The sequence below is a fragment of the Acinetobacter sp. XH1741 genome (assembly GCF_041021895.1).
Lineage (GTDB): Bacteria > Pseudomonadota > Gammaproteobacteria > Pseudomonadales > Moraxellaceae > Acinetobacter.
In genome coordinates, this window is record NZ_CP157428.1 from 1,580,748 (window position 1) to 1,599,399 (window position 18,652).

Genomic DNA, 18,652 nt, shown 5'->3' on the forward strand with positions numbered 1-18,652 from the left:
CAATATGAAAAAACAAGCAAAAGAAAACAGTTTTAAATCACTATAATGCATAACTAATGCTATAAGCCTCATAAAGGCTTGTGGTTGGATTATTTATCACGAAAAATTGGAGTTGTTATGGCACTCGTTCCTCCACATGGTCTTCTAAGTGGTGGTTTAATACCACTTCTAGATTTTATGGGCAAAATGGATAGAGAAGGACGTGTTCATGACTGAATCAAGACTTACGCACCTCAAGCAACTTGAAGCTGAAAGTATTCATATTATCCGTGAAGTTGCGGCAGAATTTGAAAATCCAGTTATGCTTTACTCAATTGGTAAAGACTCGGCTGTAATGCTTCATCTTGCATTGAAAGCATTTTACCCTGCTAAGCTTCCTTTTCCTTTACTACACGTAGATACAGGTTGGAAGTTTAAAGACATGATCGCATTTCGCGATAACATGGCGAAAACGCATGGCTTTGATTTAATTGTGCATCAGAACAAAGAAGGTCGTGAAGCAGGAATCAATCCATTTGATCATGGTAGCTCAAAATATACAGATATTATGAAAACCCAAGCTTTAAAACAGGCTTTGGATAAATATCAATTTGATGCTGCTTTTGGGGGGGCACGTCGTGATGAAGAAAAATCACGTGCCAAAGAGCGTGTGTATTCATTCCGTGATAGCAAACACCGTTGGGACCCTAAAAACCAACGTCCTGAACTTTGGAATCTTTACAATGGTAAAGTGAACAAAGGCGAAAGTATTCGTGTATTCCCATTATCAAACTGGACAGAGTTGGATATCTGGCAATATATCTATTTAGAAAATATTCAAATTGTTCCTCTTTATTTCTCTGCTGTACGTCCTGTGGTTGAGCGTAGCGGTACGCTCATTATGGTAGATGATGAACGTATGCGTTTAAAAGAGGGTGAAGTTCCGCAAATGAAGTCTGTACGTTTCCGTACACTTGGCTGTTACCCATTGACTGGTGCGGTTGAGTCTGAAGCTGATACATTGCCTGAAATTATTCAGGAAATGCTTTTGGCGACAAGTTCTGAGCGTCAAGGTCGTATGATTGACCATGATGAAGCAGGCTCAATGGAAAAGAAAAAGCAAGAAGGCTATTTCTAAGACAGTTTCTAAATTTGTGGAGTTTGAGCAATGTCTCATCAATCAGACTTAATCAGCCAAGACATTCTGGCTTATTTAAAACAACATGAACAAAAAGACCTTTTACGCTTTTTGACTTGCGGTAACGTAGACGATGGTAAAAGTACTTTAATTGGTCGCTTACTTTACGATTCAAAATTGATCTATGAAGATCAATTACAAGCCGTAACCCGTGATAGTAAAAAAGTCGGTACGACGGGTGATGCACCAGACTTGGCATTACTTGTAGACGGTTTACAAGCTGAGCGTGAGCAAGGTATTACCATTGATGTGGCGTATCGTTATTTTTCGACTGAAAAGCGTAAATTTATTATTGCTGATACACCGGGACATGAACAATATACCCGTAACATGGCAACTGGTGCATCGACCGCTGATCTTGCAATCATTTTGATTGATGCGCGCTATGGGGTTCAAACGCAAACCCGTCGCCATACGTTTATTGCAAGTTTGCTTGGTATCAAAAATATTGTTGTTGCCATTAATAAAATGGACTTGGTTGAATATTCTCCTGAACGTTTTAATGAAATTCAGATTGAATATGATGCGTTTGTAAGCCAATTAGGTGAGCGCCGCCCAGCCAATATTTTGTTTGTTCCAATTTCTGCTTTAAATGGCGATAACGTTGTAAATCCATCTGCTCATACTCCTTGGTACAAGGGTCAAACCTTAATGAGTATTCTTGAGTCTGTAGAAATTAGCCGCGAATCAAACAAACACGAGTTCCGTTTCCCTGTTCAGTATGTGAACCGTCCAAACCTCGACTTCCGTGGTTTTGCTGGTACTGTTGCTTTAGGTGAAATTAAAGTAGGTGACGAAATTGTAGCGTTGCCTTCTGGTAAGCGTTCTACGGTTAAGGAAATTGTTACTTTTGACGGTAATCTTGAGCAGGCAGTTGCAGGTCAAGCAGTTACATTAACGTTAAATGACGAAATTGATATTAGCCGCGGTAACGTGCTAGTTCGTGCAGGTGAGCAGCCATTAATCTCAAGAAGTGTTCGTGCTTCAGTGGTATGGATGAATGAACACCCGCTTGTAAAAGGTAAGTTGTATAACATTAAGATTGGTACTCAAACTGTTCCAGCAAAAGTGACCAATATTCACTACCGTGTGAACGTAAATACACTCGAGCATACTCAGGTAGAAGAGCTTGAGTTAAATGCGATTGCCGATGTGGTAGTTGAGTTTGATGCTCCAGTAGTATTTGACCAATATCAAGATTCACGTTACACAGGCTCGTTTATTTTTATTGACCGTTTAAGTAACGTGACTGTGGGTGCCGGGATGATAGAGGCGGCTGTAGAATGGACTGCTCATAGCAATCCTGTTACTGCTGAAGACCGTGCTGCTCGTTTAGGTCAAAAACCTGCGGTTATTGGTGTTTCTGTACCATTAATTGAAAAAGCTCAAGCCTTAGAAAGTTTGCTAATCCAGCAAGGCGTAGTTGCAATCGCGAAAGCAAGCTTAACAGCTGAGCAATTGGTTCTATTACGTGAGACAGGTGTTGTAATTATTACAACTTCTGTGGATGGTATAGATACAGAGATAACTGCTGAAACGGTAGAAGAAGCAGTAGAAAAAATTGTGGAATTGGTTCGTCTTTAATAGATTGAAAATGATTCTAAAAACCCGCGTAAGCGGGTTTTTTATTGAATTTAGAAAATACTTTGAGTTTTTGAAGTTAAATATTCTCTCAAATCTTTAGGATAGCTTTGAATCATCTTTAAGAATGTATCTCGATCACCTTGATATAAGGCGCGTGTTGCTTCCTCATAATTTGGCATATTGCCTAACATGGCAGACATAAAACGGTCGATGGCTTGTTTGGTCAGCATAATATTGCCTTCAGAATTTGGATTATTTAACTCTTTATCAATTAATTTGCGAATAACTGCTGATGCACTCGCACTTTGTTGATCTAACCAATCCCAATGTTTTTTCTGTAAAGTGATTTCACGCGAAATTACTCCAAGTTTAGGTCGACCAACTTTTTTAATTTCTTCCGGTTCAGCATAGCGCTGTTGAAATTCTTGTTCCGAACCAGAAAGATCAAGATCAATTTGTTGACCTGTTTGATCATTAAAAATCAGAATATTTTCTGTTGTTTTAGGACGATCTTTGATTTTTTTTGCAAGTTCGACAAGGGAGTCACTCGCAATAAGCGTGCTTCCGGTGAAAGCAGTATAAGTGATTTTAGTATTCATTTTAGCCGCATATTTTTATCAGGGTAAAATGATATTATCAGGGTAAAACTAATTTGGCAAATAATTAAAATTATAACTAAAGAATTAGCTAATTTTAGGAGTGTAGTCTCTGAAATTAGGACTATAAAAATAGTCAAAATAATAGGCTATTTAAAATTTTACTCTGCTTTAGTATCGCTTTTATGAGAGAATACGCCTTTAGTTGTATGTATAAGGACTCCTATGTTTGAGCAATCTCCTGAATCTTTAAGCGATATCGAAATTTTAGACATCTTACAGTCTATGAAAAAAGATAAGCTAGATACGGAAGCAAATGAGATCATCCGTAACGGGGGAAAAGCAGGGCGTCAGGAAGCACATAAACAGGCTTTGGTAGCACTAAATACAAGTTTTGAAGAGAAGTTTGTAGAGGCTGTTACTCTTGCATTAGGTTTAAATGCAGGCCAAGCTAAAAAAATTCGCTATAAAAAAGATCGAATTCGTATTTTAAAAGCGCGTGGTATTGATTATCTTGCTATTGATGGTGCAGAAACAGCACAAGTTCTGGCGCAAATTTCACAAGCAATTGTTCGAGAAGATGCAATCGTTACCCATGATTTGCATAATATTTTTCCATTTTGGAAAGAAGGTTGGCCAATGGTGCAATTTGATAATGCCTATAAAATTTTAGAAGAAGATATTACATTGCACTTTCATGCGTTCTTAGACGCCATGATTGAATATGTAAATAAATAAAAAATAAAAGCCCCAATTGGGGCTTTTATTTTTTATAGTAAATGTGATTAAACTGCGCTGAACAGCGGGAAAACACCAATCACTAAAGCTGTACCCATCAACACCATACAAGTAATAAATGCCCACTTAAAAGTGAACTTTTGGTGGTCTGCAAAATCGACTTTAGCAAGGCCACATAACAAGTAAGTTGATGGAACAAGTGGTGATAATAAGTGTACAGGTTGACCTACGATTGAAGCACGAGCAATCGCTTCTGGGCTAATACCATAATGTGAAGCGGCTTCAGCAAGAATTGGCAATACACCATAGAAGAACGCGTCATTTGACATAAAGAATGTCAAAGGCATGCTCACTAAAGCGGTAATTGGCGCAAGATATGGCCCCATACTTGTAGGAATCATTGCGACAAATTCTTTAGACATCGCTTCAACCATGCCTGTGCCAGATAAAATACCTGTAAAAATACCTGCCGCAAAAATTAAACCAACCACAGCCAAGATGCTATCTGCATGCATAGCGATACGCTTTTTCTGCATATCAACATCAGGATAGTTGATGAGCATAGCGATACAGAATGCCAGCATGAACAACACTGACATCGGTAAAATACCTTTAATCAATGCAATCATAAGAATAATGGTGAGCACCATATTTACTTTACGTAAATGTGGACGCGTCGCTTCAGGATCTTTTGAAACTGTAATGTTGTCACCGTGATGACTTTCAAGCTCAATAACCCCTAAACGTTTTTGCTCATAACGACCATATAAATATGCTAAGAAGAATAACCAGCCAATACTAATGACCATAGGAAGAATCATAGGTACAAAAATATGGCTTGGATCAACTTGAAGAGCACTTGCTGCACGGGCAGTAGGGCCGCCCCATGGAGTTAGGTTCATTACACCACTACATAGCAGCATGAGTGCTGTCATAATAAGTGTATTCATACCTAGGCGCTGATAAAGCGGTAGCATAGCAGCCACACAAATCATATAAGTGGTTGAGCCATCGCCATCAAGAGACACTAATGTAGTTAAAAAAACAGTCCCTAATGTAATTTTTAAAGGATCACCCTTAACTTTTTTCAAAATCCATTTAACCGGTGGATCGAAAAGACCTGCATCGATCATTAAGGCAAAATATAAAATTGCAAATAATAGCATTACGCCAGTAGGCGCAAGTTTTTTGATGCCTTCTAGCATCATTTCACTGAGGCCTTTGAGCTCAATATGACTTAAGCTTTCAAAGTAATGACCAAGACCCCAGGCAATAAGAGAAAAAATAAATGGGATAAGAATTAAAGCAATAATAGGGCTTAAACGTTTGGACATGATTAAATACATGAAGCATAAAATCATGCCAACACCAAGTAATGTCAGCATACAATCAATCCTTTGCCTTTAGTTTTACTGAACAAGTTTATTCAAAACTCTGACCTTGATTATTCTTATGAATTTTTATTAAAAAGACAAATAATATATTTAGTTTATTTGGTTAATATATATTCATTTAGAAAGGTATATTTTGATGAAATACTGAACATATATAATAATGGTATAGTCCGTTCATTATATATAATACTTATTATCTAATTTTATAATGCCTTTATCATATTTAAAATTGGCATATATTTTTAAAAATTATACTTATTTGATGACTGAAATGAGAAGTATATCCATTTACAATGGCTACTTTTCACTACGTTATAGAAGATAGAGATTGCTGTAAATGTTTAATTTGCAAATTTTTATTTCGATTTAATTTAACTTTTTATCTGAATCCCAAGCTTAATTAATATATTAAAAAATATGATTAGGGTAATTAATTAAACTTTTAATGGAAAATATTAAATGAGGATGGTGATTTAAAAGCTATTAACTACATTAAAAAATATCCTGCATTTAGCAGGATATTTTGCACCAAAATAAATCAATTTTCATCAGTTGGTGATTGTAAATCAGACTTTTCTAATACGCGAGTTACTAATAATTGATCAATTTTAAAATGATCTACGTCAACAACTTCAAATTTATAACCTCCGAATTCAACAAAATCTGCTGGACGAGGAATTTTACGTAAACGGTACATCATAAAACCGGCAAGTGTTTCGTAATTTTCTTCATCTGGCATTTCATCAATTTCTAGAGCGTGTCTTAGGTCATCAATTGGTGTACTACCATCAATTAACCATGAATTATTATCACGTTTAATAATTTGCTGCTCTTCCTCAATAGGAGTTACCCAATCGCCCATAACAGTAATCATAATATCGCTTAAAGTAATAACACCTACAACAAGTGCATATTCATTAATTACGACTGCAAATTTTTCTTTTGTTGAACGGAAACGGTCGAGTAATTCAGAAAGTGTTAGCGTATCGGGAATAATAAGAACATTACGTATGGTTGATTCATTTAGTTGAGTCGGTGATTGATTATTTAAAATGCGAACAAGGAAATCTTTAGCATCTACATAACCAATAACCTGATCGATGTTTTCATTACACACTAAAAATTTTGAATAAGGATATTCTGCTAATTTTTGTCGAATACTGTCTTCATGTTCATTTAATGTGAAATAAACTACATTTTCACGTGTCGTCATGCTCGATGGTACGTTGCGTTCTTCGAGTTCAAAAACATTTTCAATAAAATGATGTTCTTGTTTTTGAAGGACACCTGCTTGAGCACCAGCATCCATAACTGCTGAAATATCATCAAAGGTAATATTGTCTTCGCGAGTTGTATTTACTTTAAATAAGCGAAACAACAGATTCGCAATTGCATTAATTCCCCAAGCTAAAGGTTTGCAAACCTTAATAAAAACCTGAATAGGGTTAATAACACTAATTGCAATTTTTTCAGGGGCAATCATAGCCAAACGTTTCGGCATAAGATCGGCAAATAAAATAAAGAGCGATGTCACTAAAGTAAAGGACAGGGCGAAACCAATCGTTTGTGACCAGGGTCCTACGTAGAAACGGTCAACTAAGGTGACGAAAAAAGGACGAAATGCAGCTTCACCCAAGATACCGCCTAAGATTGCAACAGCATTTAAGCCAATTTGAGAAGCTGCAAAAAAATCTGCAGATTGTTCTTGTAAATCAAGTACTTTTTGAGCACGTTCTTCGCCAGCTTCGGCTAGAATTTTTAACTTTACTTTTCTGGCACCCGCTAGAGCGATTTCAGTTAAAGATAAAAAGCCTGCTGCGATGATGAGCAGTACGATGATAATGATATTTTGAAAGAGACTCACAAATCACCCGAGGATCATCATTATTATGACTATGTTTTAACACAAAAAAGCGCTGAGGTAATCAGATTGATTGCTCAGCGCTTAAAGATAATATTTAAAAGGACTATTAAATTATGATTTATTTAATAGTGAGAAAATTGTGAATTGTTGGTTAGGAATTCACGATTTTCCTCTTCGATCATTTGGCGAGCAACAAAGAGAATAAGTTGGCGTAACCAGCGATGAGCTGGATGATGGTGTAATAATGGACACCATGCCATTTTAAGTTCGAACTCAGGAATATAAAACGGAGGATCTTTAATCACTAATTTAGGATTTTGTGCTTGAAGACGCGCCATTCGAGTTGGGAGGGTGGCAATCAAGTCAACATTTTGAGCAAGTAATGCTGGCATTTGATAGTGGCGAGTAAAGACAGAGATTTTGCGGCGTTGACCAATACGTTCTAACGCCTGATCAATCCAGCCCAAGCCACCTTGTTTATCTGGGTTTACACCAAAACCAACACCCATACCTGTTTTAGATACCCATATGTGTTGTGCATCTAAATAGCTTTTTAAATTTAAATGAGTAACAGCAGGGTGTTTGTCATTTAAAATACAGCTAAAACTATCACGCCAAACTAAAACTTGGTGGAAGCTTTGTGGAATTTCATTGAAGCGATTGATTGCTAGATCAACTTTCCCTTGTTCCATGTCTCTATATGACACATCACTTGGGGTAAGAAAATCGAGTACAACATTTGGAGCTTCAGAGCGTAGGGCTTTTACAAGTCGAGGAACGAGGGTGGCTTCAGCATAATCAGAAGTCATAATGCGGAAAACGCGATTACTTGTATAAGGGCGGAATTCGGTACGCGGTTCCAAAATCATAGACAGATCAGCAAGGGCATCACGAATACGCGGTTGTAATTCGAGTGCGCGTTCTGTCGGTGTCATACCTTCAGATGAGCGGATCAGGAGAGGGTCATTAAATAAATTACGCAAACGGCGTAAAATATTACTCATGGCAGGTTGAGTAACACCAAGCTGTTCGGCTGCGCGAGTAACGTTTTTTTCACGAAGAAGAACATCAAGATATATTAATAGATTAAGATCTACCCGCTCCAGATTCATAAAAAAAATACCGAAAATAAAACCCTGAAATTGTTTCAAATTATGCCATATTTAAAGGACATTGTGTGAAAAAATGATGAGAAAAACAACATTTTTTGTTGAAATTAAGTGTGCTTGAAAAGTACTTCAAACACTCGATTTTATTATCTTTGACCCGTTTTTATAGTCATACTTATTTAAAGGAAAATTTTATTTAATATTTTTAATGTTCTAGCATTTTGATTGACTTTTTGCATTGGCAAAAATCGCCTAATTTACAATTGACTTTTAAGACTAAAAATGAATGGAAAAATCTCTAAAATTGTATAAAAATAAAACTTAGATAGTTTTTTGATCAAAATACTATACTCCTTTAGGATTATTTTGTTTTTATAAACAAACTATTATGTTTTTTAGTTTTACTTATAATATCGATTTATTGGTATATTTTTTAAATAAATACTGAAGATTAACGAAGGATATTGGATTAATTGATTGGCTAAGTCTAAGCTGTGTACATGAAGGAGCAGCTTGTGTCATAAGAAATTTAAGTAACATGACTCTAGGCTTCGATCGATGAAATCCTAAAATGAATACAGGACAATATCATGACTACATATCAAACAGCGATTGATGCAGTACGTGAATTAAAAGCAAAATTCGGCAAAACTTGGGCAGACATTAGCCCGGAAGATGCTGCTCGTATGCAACTTCAAAACCGTTTCAAAACTGGTTTAGATATTGCTAAGTATACAGCTGCGATTATGCGTCGTGATATGGCTGAATACGATGCTGATTCAAGCAAATATACTCAATCATTAGGTTGCTGGCATGGTTTCATCGCTCAACAAAAAATGATTGCTAACAAAAAATACTTCGGTACTACTAGCAAACGTTATATCTACCTTTCAGGTTGGATGGTTGCTGCACTTCGTTCAGAATTCGGTCCACTTCCTGACCAATCTATGCACGAAAAAACTTCAGTACCTGCTTTGATCGAAGAAATCTACACTTTCTTACGTCAAGCTGATGCAAAAGAATTAAATGACTTGTTCCGTGCTTTAAATAAAGCAAAAGAAGCGGGTGATTCTGCGAAAGTAGCTGAAATCACAGCTCAAATCGACAACTTTGAAACTCACGTTGTGCCAATTATTGCAGACATCGATGCTGGTTTCGGTAACGAAGAAGCAACTTACTTACTTGCTAAGAAAATGATCGAAGCTGGTGCTTGTGCACTTCAAATCGAAAACCAAGTATCTGATGCAAAACAATGTGGTCACCAAGCTGGTAAAGTAACTGTTCCACATGCTGACTTCATCGCTAAGATCCATGCTCTTCGTTACGCATTCTTAGAAATGGGCGTAGAAGAGGGTGTTATCGTTGCTCGTACTGACTCTGAAGGTGCTGACCTTACTCAAAGCATTCCAGTAGTTAAAGAGCCAGGTGATATTGCATCTAAATATATTAGCTACTTAGATACTCAAGAAATTGATATTTCTGAAGCAACTGATGATGAAATCTTAATTAAACGTGATGGTAAATTACATCGCCCAACTCGTTTAGCTTCTGGTTTATATCAATTCCGTGAAGGCACTCAAATTGACCGTGTTGTACTTGACTGTATCACTAGCCTTCAAAACGGTGCTGATTTACTTTGGATCGAAACTCCGACTCCAAACGTAAAAGAAATTGCACACATGGTTAACCGTGTTAAAGAAGTAGTTCCAAATGCGAAGCTTGTTTACAACAACAGCCCATCATTCAACTGGACTTTAAACTTCCGTCAACAAGCTTATGACCGTTGGGTTGCTGAAGGTAAAGACGTTTCTGCTTACGACCGTGCTAAATTAATGAGCGCTGAGTACGACAATACTGAATTAGCTGCTGATGCTGATGAAAAAATCCGTACTTTCCAAGCAGATGCTGCGCGTGAAGCTGGTGTGTTCCATCACTTGATCACACTTCCTACATACCACACTGCTGCTCTTTCAACTCATGAATTAGCACAAGGTTACTTCGGTGACCAAGGTATGTTAGCTTATGTTGCTGGCGTACAACGTAAAGAAATTCGTGGCGGTATCGCATGTGTGAAACACCAAGCAATGGCTGGTTCAGACATCGGTGATGATCACAAAGAAATCTTCGCTGGTGAGAATGCTCTTAAAGCTGGTGATGATTCTAAAAACACAATGAATCAATTCTCAGCTCACTAAGAATTGATTTCATGAAAAACCCGCTCAAATGAGCGGGTTTTTTATATTGAAAAATTTATTAATCTTCTTTTTTCAATACATAATGTTCAGCTAAAGAACCTTCCATTTTCTTACCTTCAAGATCTAAAGCAGTCGCTGTATTTTCACCAATAAAGAATTTACGGTTTTGTCCTTTATCATCTAAGGTAATAATAGAAGTATTGTCTTTATTGAAACTAAATTTACCGTGTGTTTCAAATGGTTTTGTATCACCTTTGCCTAAGTAAGTTTCAGTCAACTCATACGTTTTATCATCTTTTAATTTTAGTTCAGTTTTAATGCCTTCACAGTCTGCACATGGAAGAGTGCCTTTATATTTACCGTTCCAATCTAGTGAGTTTTCTGCTGTATGTTCAGTATCTACGGCAACAGCATTACTTGCTTCAGTCGTTTGTACAGGGGTAGAGGCATCAGAAGTTGTCTCTGTTTTATTTTCATGTTTATTACATGCGACAAGTAAAGTACTCATAAGTGCAATTGCTAATAATGATTTTTTCATAATCAATAAAACCTCAAAAAAATAAAAAATAAAAAATAAAAAGTATTTAAAGCCTAGGAAAAAAGAATAAAAAATAAAAGCTTTCGTGTGTAACTTAATTTTAACAAAAGGTAAAGTGAGTAATAATTAGGCGGTTTGAATGATATTTTTTGAATTAAGTTGGGGAAGAGGTATCTACTCAAGTGATTTAATAGATACCTTATAAACTAATTATGGATGAGCGGGAACTCCACCGAGAGAATCACAAGCTGATTTATAAAGTTCATACTGCTTCTTTACGACTTCATCTAATGGCATATCGAATAATTCTTCACCATTTTTATAGCTTTCTACATACGAAGTTGCTTTGTCTTTACTGACAGCTAAAGATTGCTGGTAATAAGAGTTGATTGAACTTGTGGGAATTTCACTTGTTTCAACATTTTTACATTGAAAATTATTTAGCAGTTTTTCTGCACGTTTGACCTCACTAGATTGGCCAAAAATACACCCAGTTAAAAATACAAACGGTACTAACACGAAAAAGATTTTCATGGAAAAATTTTATAAGAGTGAGGATGGGCGCTATTGTATAAATAATTCCATGCTTTACTGTGGTTTTATGTTAGACATTGATTATTTTTTAACTCATTAAAATAAAAAAATTGTTTCTAAGTTTGTAGTGACCTCTTTTTGTATTTGGTGCATATTTTGCTTATTAAAAAAGCCATGTTTAAAAATGAGCCAAAATGAATCGGATTCAACAGTTTTCTCAAACTTCTTTAGCACCATTTTGGTATGCAAAATTAGAACTTGGTTTTTGTTTTAAAAATTCTCGCACCATAATGAATCATAGGAAACATTATGGCCCTGTTCGGGTGCAAAAAATGCTCTGGCCTGAAAAGACTGGCGTTTGCCACACCATTATTGTTCATCCGCCTGCGGGTATTGCAGGTGGTGATCATCTTACTTTTCAGATTGAAACAGAACATCAGGCGCATGCTGTTGTTACTACTCCTGGGGCTGGAAAATGGTATAGAACCAACGGTAAGCAAGCTTTTCAGCATATTTATTTGAATGTGAAAAATGAATCTATTTTAGAGTGGATGCCACAAGAAACTATGCTGTTTGACGGTGCTTTAGCACACTCAGAAACACATATTCATCTTGATCAAACAGCAAGTTTTATTGGATGGGATATGCTGGTATTGGGACGACAGGCTCGAGCCGAGAGTTTTGTTGAAGGAAGTTATTACAATCAGTTTAAATTATGGCGTGAAAATAAATTATTAGTTGCCGATACCTTATATTTTGAGGGGGGAGATCGCTGGTTAAGTTCTTGTTTAGGAATGAACAATCAGGCAGTGATGGCAAGTTTTTGGGCTGTACCACCTGAGAAATTCCGTACCTCATTTTATTTAGAGCAACATGTTGAACTCATTCGTGAACTAATCATGCGTATGGATGTTTCCGTTACTCTAACTTTATTAGAAGATGTATTCTGTGCTCGTTTTTTAGGAAATGATGTACGACGTTGTCATGATGCTTTTGCAGCTATAAGAGCGAGATTGAGACGTTATTGGTTTGATTTAGATGAGGAATTTCCAAGAATTTGGAAAACCTAAGTTACGTTAAATTGCGTATTTTAAAAACGATTAAAACAAGTATGCTGCTTTTGAGCATGCATTTTGCTTAAAGAAAACTAGATGCTATTAGGAAAGAGATATGGAACTCAATCCAACAGAAAAAGATAAGTTACTCATTTTTACCGCAGGTTTAGTGGCTGAACGTCGTAAAGCGAGAGGCTTGAAGCTGAATTATCCAGAAGCAGTTGCATTTATTTCCGCAGCCTTACTTGAAGGTGCGCGGGATGGTATGACGGTGAGTGAACTCATGCACTTTGGTACAACCTTATTAAAACGTGAAGATGTCATGGACGGCGTACCTGAAATGATTGCTGATGTGCAGGTTGAAGCCACTTTTCCTGATGGTTCGAAGTTAGTCACTGTCCATCAGCCTATCGTATAAAAGGAATGCTTATGATCCCCGGCGAAATTATTACCCCAGAGACTGATATTGAACTCAATGTCGGACGAGAAACTTTAAAAGTTATAGTGGCTAATCTTGGTGATCGGCCTATTCAGGTAGGTTCGCATTTTCACTTTTATGAAGCAAATGATGCATTACAGTTTGATCGTGAGGCAGCAAAAGGCTTTCGGTTAAATATCGCGGCGGGTACGGCAATACGTTTTGAACCAGGACAAACTCGTCAAGTCGAGTTGGTTGCTTTAGCGGGTAAGCGAGAAGTATATGGTTTCGCAGGCCGAGTCATGGGGCGTTTGGATGAAAATGTTGATTAGAAAAGCAACGAAAGATGACACAGATACTATCGTTGGCATAATTGCTCCATATATAGATCAAGTGATTTCAAATGAGGAAGGGCGCTCACGCTTTAAACCAGAAGTCATACAAACAATTTTTGATCGAGAAGATATTCATTATTTTGTTGGAGAGATTGATCAACAGATCGTGGGTATAGTCGCTTATATGGAACCCTCACATTTAATGCATTTTTTTATTAAAAAAACACATTTGAAACTAGGTCTAGGGCGACAGCTTTGGGATTTCATAGAAGAAAAAATTAAAAATGAAAATATAGACGTTGAAAAAATTACGGTGAATTCAAGTTTTTATGCTCAAGATATCTATGGAAAATTTGGTTTTATTGTAAGTGGTGATGCTGCTGAAAAATGGGGAATTCGGTTTATCCCGATGACAAAATATTATGCTTTGCCATCAGAAAAATAAGGAACTAATCGTATGAAAATGTCACGTCGTGCATACGCTGAAATGTTTGGACCAACGGTTGGAGATCGTATTCGGCTGGCCGATACAGAGCTTTTTATTGAAGTCGAGCAAGACTTAACGACATATGGTGAAGAAGTTAAATTTGGCGGCGGAAAAGTTATTCGTGATGGGATGGGGCAATCTCAGCTTTTAGCTGATGAGGTTGCTGATACAGTGATTACCAATGCTTTAATCGTGGATTGGTGGGGAGTTGTAAAGGCGGATGTTGGTTTGAAAAATGGCCGAATCTGGAAAATAGGAAAGGCCGGAAATCCTGATATTCAACCTGACATCACCATTCCTTTGGGTGCTGCAACAGAAGTGATTGCTGGTGAAGGGCAAATCTTAACGGCAGGCGGGATTGATACTCATATTCACTGGATTTGTCCGCAGCAAGTTGAAACTGCGCTCATGTCAGGTACCACAACAATGGTTGGTGGTGGTACAGGACCAGCGGCAGGCACTTCGGCAACGACAGTGACTCCCGGGCCTTGGCATATTGCGACCATATTGCAGGCGATTGATGATTTGCCTATGAATATTGGTCTGTTAGGCAAAGGAAATTTGAGTTTGCCAGATCCAGTTCGTGAGCAAATTAAAGCTGGGGTAATCGGGTTAAAACTACATGAAGACTGGGGCTCAACACCTGCGGCTATTGATAACTGTTTGAGTGTAGCTGACGAGTTTGATGTACAAGTTGCAATTCACACAGATACTTTAAATGAAGGTGGTTTTTTAGAAGAAACTCTGGCGGCTTTTAAAGACCGTACCATTCATACGTATCACACAGAAGGTGCAGGCGGTGGACATGCACCAGACATTTTAAAAGCAATTGGGCAAAGTAACGTGTTGCCATCTTCGACCAACCCAACGCGGCCATATACCATTAATACCATTGATGAGCATTTAGATATGCTCATGGTATGCCACCATTTAGACCCTGCAATTGCTGAAGATATTGCTTTTGCAGAAAGTCGGATTCGCCGTGAAACCATCGCTGCCGAAGATATTTTGCAAGACTTAGGCGCAATTGCCATGATGTCTTCTGACTCTCAAGCGATGGGTCGGGTGGGTGAAGTGATTTTACGTACTTGGCAAACTGCTCACAAAATGAAAATTCAACGTGGACCTCTAGAGGGTGACAATGAGTTTCATGATAATAATCGAGTTAAACGTTACATTGCCAAATATACCATTAACCCTGCAATTACTCATGGTTTAAGTCATGAAATTGGTTCGATTGAAGTCGGAAAACTTGCTGATTTAGTGTTGTGGAAACCTGCTTTCTTTGGTGTGAAACCTTCCATGATTATTAAAGGTGGCATGATTGCAGCCGCACCGATGGGTGACATTAACGCCTCAATTCCGACGCCTCAACCCGTACATTATCGTCCGATGTTTGGTGCCTATCCGCGTGGTGTGCATAACACTTGTATTACCTTTTTATCTCAAGCGGCAATTGATGAAAAGGTTGCTGAAAAGTTAAAACTTAAAAAGTTAATTAGTCCGTGTAAAAACACGCGTTCAATTACCAAAGCTGATATGAAACACAACACATATTGTCCAGTTATGCATGTTCATCCTGAAACTTACGAGGTGCGGGCTGATGGTCAGTTATTAACATGTGAACCTGCTGATGTATTACCGATGGCTCAGCGTTATTTCTTGTTTTAATGAGTTTTATCGAGGTGAGTTGCCTCATTGATTTATACATATGAAAGAAATAAATAAGGAGAGAAAAGTTAAATGAAAATCTATACCCAGCGTCTTGAAGATATTTCTCCTAATCAGACATTTGAAACAGTTGAGTTAACGTTTGATACTCGTCAAAAATCACGGTTTCGAGCGACTTTAGCGAGTGGCGTCGATATTGGTGCCGATTTACCACGTACTGGCATTTTGCGTAGTGGTTCTTATATTGCAACTCAACAAGGTGATGTACTACGTGTTGATGCTAAGCCTGAACGTTTGATGCAAGTCAGTGCAACAACTGATTTTGATTTACTTAAAGCTGCTTATCACCTAGGTAACCGACATGTGCCATTAATGCTAACGCCGACAGCTTTATATTTTGAACCTGATCATGTGCTTGCAGAAATGGTAGAGGGGTTAGGACTGACAGTGACAGAAATTGATCATCCATTTGAACCCGAAAGCGGTGCTTATGCACAGCATAGTCATGACCATCGTTTAAGCCCAATCAAAGCTTTGCATCATGTCCATGCATAACGCAGCACAATTACTTCAACTACTGACACTGTCTTCTACGGCATTGCCAGTTGGAGCATATTGTTATTCTCAAGGTGTAGAAACAGCCATAGATATTGGTTTGATACATGATGAAAGCTCTGCAATTGCTTATTTTGAAGAGGTACTTGAAATGCTGTTGGTACGGTTTGAGTTACCCGTACTCAAACGTCATATGCAATATTATGATGACCCAGACCAATTTTTAGTTTGGGCAAATTTATATAAAGCCAGCCGCGAAAGCAAAGAGTTACTCGCTGAATCTCAGCAGTTAGCATTTTCTTTAAATGCTTGGATTAGAGATGTTTTAAAAAAAACGGTCGAGGTAAAAAAACAATTTGGTTTTGTACCTGTCTATGCACAGTTATGTGGACGCTTAGAACTTAAAGACATTGATGTACTCACAGCCTATACATTTACAGTTTTAGAAAATCAGGTTTTGGCAGCAGTAAAAACGGTTCCGTTAGGACAAATGGCGGGGCAAAGAATTTTATGGCATTTGCATGGGCTAGTACCACAAGCGGTAGAAAAAGCTTTAAAACTTAATGATGAGCAATTGAGTAGTGCTTTACCCCGCTATGCCATGCTGAGCATGAAACACGAAACACAATATTCACGGTTATTTAGATCTTAAGCTTAGGAAATAAAAGGATAAAAATCATGACAGAACGTAGTCCATTACGAGTAGGAATTGGTGGGCCAGTAGGTTCAGGCAAAACAGCACTTACGCTTAACCTATGCCGTGCATTGCGTGATAAATACAATATGGCTGTAGTGACAAATGATATTTATACCAAAGAAGACTCAAACTTTTTAACCCGTAACGAAGCGATGTCACCAGAGCGTATTGTTGGTGTTGAAACAGGTGGGTGCCCACATACAGCAATTCGTGAAGATGCCTCAATTAACCTGGCTGCAATTGATGATTTATGTGAAAAATTTGATGGTCTAGAACTGATTATTATTGAAAGTGGTGGTGATAATCTGGCAGCAACATTTAGCCCAGAACTTTCTGATTTAACCTTATATGTGATTGATGTTGCTGGTGGTGAAAAGATTCCTCGTAAAGGGGGGCCTGGTATTACCAAGTCAGATTTGCTCATTATTAATAAAACTGACCTTGCACCTATGGTGGGCGCTAATCTTGATGTGATGGACCAAGATGCGAAACGTATGCGCGGTGAAAAGCCATTTTTATTTTCAAACATGAAAACACAAGATGGGCTTGAAGAAATTATTCAATTTATTGAGAAGCAAGGTCTGTTTAAAGTGTAAGGAGTAACTATGAACTTCATTAAAAAATGGAGCGTTGGGCTCCTTAGTATGTTACCTGCGTTAGTCATGGCGCATCCGGGACATGATCATGCACATTCAGGTTTTGTGGCAGGTTTTATTCATCCTTTTACTGGTTTAGATCATTTAGTCATGGCCTTGGGTTTTGGTGTCTTGCTATGGTCAGCAGCTAAACAGTGGAAAATTGCTGGCATAATCACTTTAAGCATTACCTTAATTTTAGGCTTTCTAATAGGTGCTCAAGGTTTAGTGCCTTCAAATATTGCTGAATATGGAATTATTGCTTCTTTGATTATTACAGCGATTGCACTATGGACAAAATCAAATCGGATTTTACCCATTGCCGCAGCTTTACTCGCAAGCTTTCATGGTATAGCGCATGGTGTTGAACTCGCACATGCGGGGCATATGGTTGCATTAGTAACTGGTATGGTTGCTGGTATGGCACTTATCTATTGCGGTGGTTTAGCATTAGGAGCAATACTTTCGCGATATGTGCCATATGGCAAAAAGATTGTAGGTGCCTGTGCAGCAATCGTTGCAGTGATTGGTTTAAGTTAATTAAAACCTTGCAGAAAAAGGTAGCTTTAAGCTACCTTTTTTGATTTGCAAAATAAAATGTGTGTGCATAGAAATATTTATACTATTTTTACAGCGATGGTTATGTTTTATAGTGGGTATGTGCAGGCCTATGATTTTTTTCAACCAGAAAATGATTCTACTTTACTAGATACAGATCAGTTGTTAGATCACTCAGATTTGAACTTGGAACAAAGGCGTTTAGCCATTGAGCATGATAATGAAGTTAATAACTATAATGTGCTCAAAAACGAATTTTATTCAAATGAGCGTTGGGTGATTTATAATTATACAGCCTATGATACAGGGCAACTTCACAACAAAAACATCCATGGTTTAACGAATCATATTAATATCCAAGATTTATCCATTTCAGTTGGGTATGGAGTTAATTATAGTGTTAATCCAAAACTGAAAATTGGCTATGAATATATTTCGAGTTTTCCTTATGATCGAGGTCAGCTCATACGATTTTTTACGATCTATTTATTCTGAAATACAAAATTAAAATA

Annotated in this window: 21 protein-coding genes; 15 read left to right on the forward strand and 6 right to left on the reverse strand. The window is 37.5% G+C overall.

What is annotated here, in order from left to right:
- Positions 1 to 84: 84 nt before the first annotated feature.
- From ABLB96_RS07620 to cysN, 3 genes are read left to right on the forward strand one after another with little or no spacing between them, the layout of a single operon-like run.
- On the forward strand, positions 85 to 216 hold the full coding sequence (locus tag ABLB96_RS07620) for a hypothetical protein (RefSeq protein WP_081401316.1): 132 nt from the start codon (positions 85 to 87) through the stop codon (positions 214 to 216).
- Positions 209 to 1,117 carry a sulfate adenylyltransferase subunit CysD gene (gene cysD / locus ABLB96_RS07625; RefSeq protein WP_000140408.1) on the forward strand — a complete coding sequence of 303 codons (909 nt, stop codon included), beginning with the start codon at positions 209 to 211 and terminating at the stop codon, positions 1,115 to 1,117. The genes ABLB96_RS07620 and cysD overlap by 8 nt, the downstream gene beginning before the upstream one ends.
- A gap of 30 nt (positions 1,118 to 1,147) precedes the next feature.
- Positions 1,148 to 2,761, forward strand: coding sequence for a sulfate adenylyltransferase subunit CysN (cysN, locus tag ABLB96_RS07630; RefSeq protein ID WP_348896029.1), 1,614 nt, complete (start codon positions 1,148 to 1,150; stop codon positions 2,759 to 2,761).
- A gap of 50 nt (positions 2,762 to 2,811) precedes the next feature.
- Here cysN and ABLB96_RS07635 read toward each other — a convergent pair whose 3' ends face one another.
- Positions 2,812 to 3,360, reverse strand: a complete 549-nt coding sequence (locus tag ABLB96_RS07635; RefSeq protein ID WP_348896028.1) for a DUF2239 family protein — start codon at positions 3,358 to 3,360, stop codon at positions 2,812 to 2,814.
- Between the two features lie 222 nt (positions 3,361 to 3,582).
- On the opposite strand from ABLB96_RS07635, the gene ABLB96_RS07640 reads away from it, so the two are divergent.
- Positions 3,583 to 4,095 carry a hypothetical protein gene (locus ABLB96_RS07640; RefSeq protein WP_348896027.1) on the forward strand — a complete coding sequence of 171 codons (513 nt, stop codon included), beginning with the start codon at positions 3,583 to 3,585 and terminating at the stop codon, positions 4,093 to 4,095.
- Positions 4,096 to 4,142: 47 nt separating this feature from the next.
- On the opposite strand, the gene ABLB96_RS07645 is transcribed toward ABLB96_RS07640, so the two are convergent.
- The 3 genes from ABLB96_RS07645 to ABLB96_RS07655 form a co-directional block, all read right to left on the reverse strand.
- Positions 4,143 to 5,480 carry a CitMHS family transporter gene (locus tag ABLB96_RS07645; RefSeq protein ID WP_348896026.1) on the reverse strand — a complete coding sequence of 446 codons (1,338 nt, stop codon included), beginning with the start codon at positions 5,478 to 5,480 and terminating at the stop codon, positions 4,143 to 4,145.
- Between the two features lie 547 nt (positions 5,481 to 6,027).
- A complete protein-coding gene (locus ABLB96_RS07650) occupies positions 6,028 to 7,353 on the reverse strand; it encodes a hemolysin family protein (RefSeq protein ID WP_348896025.1) in 1,326 nt (441 codons plus the stop codon).
- A gap of 122 nt (positions 7,354 to 7,475) precedes the next feature.
- Positions 7,476 to 8,465, reverse strand: a complete 990-nt coding sequence (locus tag ABLB96_RS07655) for a LysR substrate-binding domain-containing protein (RefSeq protein WP_348896023.1) — start codon at positions 8,463 to 8,465, stop codon at positions 7,476 to 7,478.
- A gap of 587 nt (positions 8,466 to 9,052) precedes the next feature.
- On the opposite strand from ABLB96_RS07655, the gene ABLB96_RS07660 reads away from it, so the two are divergent.
- Positions 9,053 to 10,657, forward strand: coding sequence for an isocitrate lyase (locus ABLB96_RS07660; RefSeq protein ID WP_348896022.1), 1,605 nt, complete (start codon positions 9,053 to 9,055; stop codon positions 10,655 to 10,657).
- 58 nt (positions 10,658 to 10,715) lie between these two features.
- On the opposite strand, the gene ABLB96_RS07665 is transcribed toward ABLB96_RS07660, so the two are convergent.
- The gene (locus ABLB96_RS07665) at positions 10,716 to 11,195 is read right to left on the reverse strand and encodes a copper resistance protein NlpE (RefSeq protein ID WP_348896021.1); all 480 of its coding nucleotides are present in this window, start codon (positions 11,193 to 11,195) and stop codon (positions 10,716 to 10,718) included.
- Between the two features lie 210 nt (positions 11,196 to 11,405).
- Positions 11,406 to 11,729: a hypothetical protein gene (locus ABLB96_RS07670; protein WP_348896020.1), complete on the reverse strand. Its 324-nt coding sequence runs from the start codon at positions 11,727 to 11,729 to the stop codon at positions 11,406 to 11,408.
- A gap of 194 nt (positions 11,730 to 11,923) precedes the next feature.
- Here ABLB96_RS07670 and ABLB96_RS07675 point away from each other — a divergent pair, with 194 nt between their 5' ends.
- The 10 genes from ABLB96_RS07675 (at position 11,924) to ABLB96_RS07720 (ending at position 18,635) form a co-directional block, all read left to right on the forward strand.
- Positions 11,924 to 12,799 carry an urease accessory protein UreD gene (locus ABLB96_RS07675; RefSeq protein WP_348896019.1) on the forward strand — a complete coding sequence of 292 codons (876 nt, stop codon included), beginning with the start codon at positions 11,924 to 11,926 and terminating at the stop codon, positions 12,797 to 12,799.
- Between the two features lie 100 nt (positions 12,800 to 12,899).
- The gene (ureA, locus tag ABLB96_RS07680; RefSeq protein WP_348896018.1) at positions 12,900 to 13,202 is read left to right on the forward strand and encodes an urease subunit gamma; all 303 of its coding nucleotides are present in this window, start codon (positions 12,900 to 12,902) and stop codon (positions 13,200 to 13,202) included.
- A gap of 11 nt (positions 13,203 to 13,213) precedes the next feature.
- Positions 13,214 to 13,534 carry an urease subunit beta gene (locus tag ABLB96_RS07685; RefSeq protein WP_348896017.1) on the forward strand — a complete coding sequence of 107 codons (321 nt, stop codon included), beginning with the start codon at positions 13,214 to 13,216 and terminating at the stop codon, positions 13,532 to 13,534.
- Positions 13,524 to 13,982: a GNAT family N-acetyltransferase gene (locus ABLB96_RS07690; RefSeq protein WP_348896111.1), complete on the forward strand. Its 459-nt coding sequence runs from the start codon at positions 13,524 to 13,526 to the stop codon at positions 13,980 to 13,982. The genes ABLB96_RS07685 and ABLB96_RS07690 overlap by 11 nt, the downstream gene beginning before the upstream one ends.
- Positions 13,983 to 13,994: 12 nt before the next feature.
- Positions 13,995 to 15,695 (forward strand): urease subunit alpha, encoded by a 1,701-nt coding sequence (gene ureC / locus ABLB96_RS07695; protein WP_348896015.1) that lies wholly within the window; start codon positions 13,995 to 13,997, stop codon positions 15,693 to 15,695.
- A 72-nt stretch (positions 15,696 to 15,767) separates the two neighbouring features.
- Entirely contained in the window at positions 15,768 to 16,250 is a 483-nt protein-coding gene (ureE, locus tag ABLB96_RS07700) for an urease accessory protein UreE (RefSeq protein WP_348896014.1), read from the forward strand.
- Positions 16,237 to 16,902: an urease accessory UreF family protein gene (locus ABLB96_RS07705; RefSeq protein WP_348896013.1), complete on the forward strand. Its 666-nt coding sequence runs from the start codon at positions 16,237 to 16,239 to the stop codon at positions 16,900 to 16,902. The genes ureE and ABLB96_RS07705 overlap by 14 nt, the downstream gene beginning before the upstream one ends.
- 26 nt (positions 16,903 to 16,928) lie before the next feature.
- The gene (gene ureG, locus ABLB96_RS07710) at positions 16,929 to 17,543 is read left to right on the forward strand and encodes an urease accessory protein UreG (protein WP_348896012.1); all 615 of its coding nucleotides are present in this window, start codon (positions 16,929 to 16,931) and stop codon (positions 17,541 to 17,543) included.
- A gap of 9 nt (positions 17,544 to 17,552) precedes the next feature.
- Positions 17,553 to 18,122, forward strand: a complete 570-nt coding sequence (locus tag ABLB96_RS07715) for a HupE/UreJ family protein (protein ID WP_348896011.1) — start codon at positions 17,553 to 17,555, stop codon at positions 18,120 to 18,122.
- A 57-nt stretch (positions 18,123 to 18,179) separates the two neighbouring features.
- On the forward strand, positions 18,180 to 18,635 hold the full coding sequence (locus ABLB96_RS07720) for a hypothetical protein (protein WP_348896010.1): 456 nt from the start codon (positions 18,180 to 18,182) through the stop codon (positions 18,633 to 18,635).
- The last annotated feature ends 17 nt before the right edge of the window (positions 18,636 to 18,652 follow it).